Annotated in this window: 1 protein-coding gene; it reads left to right on the forward strand. The window is 52.6% G+C overall.

What is annotated here, in order from left to right; all coding sequences use genetic code 11:
• Positions 1-296: 296 nt before the first annotated feature.
• A partial coding sequence (locus J07HQW2_RS01010) for a transposase (RefSeq protein WP_021053314.1) occupies positions 297-1,115 on the forward strand: 819 nt, incomplete at its 3' end.

Below are 1,115 nucleotides of genomic sequence, written 5' to 3' on the forward strand. Positions count from 1 at the left end.
GACAGCATTGATTTGGACAGAGAACATTGTTACTTAATCACCAATCCTGTTGACTGAGATTCGTTGCTGTGGAGGAGGGGCATATGAGAGTGTTAATTTATCGCGCCGATGATAATATAATTTCTGGTGATTCGCTTAAATTTGCTAGCATCACGAGAAGTTGAGCATGGACGATACACCATCTGTATCGGTCACGCCGATTCTGACGAGAATCGGAGATGTTTCGACACGGTTCGCTCAATAGTTCGTCTGGACCTGTTTGAGGAAGCTTGAGATCCATTCGTCCAGTATCTCGTATGCCTCCTACGCAACAGTCGGCTCAAACAATCTTCCGGCGAATTGCACGACAGTCGTACACGGAGTGGCCAGCGTACGATTCGACGCCGCTGTACGACCGAACTTCGCTTGCCGGGTTAGAAGATGACGTGAGCGTTGTTCCGGACGCGTGGTTCGAACACGACGAGCACAATTCGCTCGAGCAATCTGTCTGTTCGGTTTTAATAACATACTTGATATTCGAGACTCACAACCGCTACGCTGCTTCTACCCGATACGAGAAGGAGACGCTCTTTCGAGTGTTCCTGCTGAAAGAGATTCACGGGTGGGACCACGAGACAGCACTCGTCGACTATCTCAACAATCGTCCAGACCTTCGTAATCAACTGAGTCTCGAATCCGTTCCTGACCAGTCGACGCTGTGGCGCAGTTGGAACAAACGCTTCACTACAGACCTGTGCGGAACAGTCGAGACTGCCGCACGGTCCATCCTTATCAAGACGCAGAATGCGAATGCGGGCGTAAACGTTCCGCGTGAGCCGGAGCGAAACGTTCGATATCGAGATGAGGACGCAGAAGACGCGACCCCCGATGATCAGACGATCCTATCGGGAGCAGAGCGGGTCACCGAGCACGTCAATCGAGTTGTCTTCCCGGCGTTCTCGTTGCGTGGTGAGGGTTGTGAGAGACACAAAAACGCCTACTGGGACTTACAGACCTACTTTGGTCTCCGCGAGAACCTCGCTGCGAACGAAGGTGCCCGCAGTTTCGTCTACGAATCGGCTCGTGACCGGACACCGTTGGGTCACGCTCACCGCGAGCACATTCGTGACCTTTCG

The sequence above is a fragment of the Haloquadratum walsbyi J07HQW2 genome (genome assembly GCF_000415985.1).
Classification (GTDB): domain Archaea; phylum Halobacteriota; class Halobacteria; order Halobacteriales; family Haloferacaceae; genus Haloquadratum; species Haloquadratum walsbyi_B.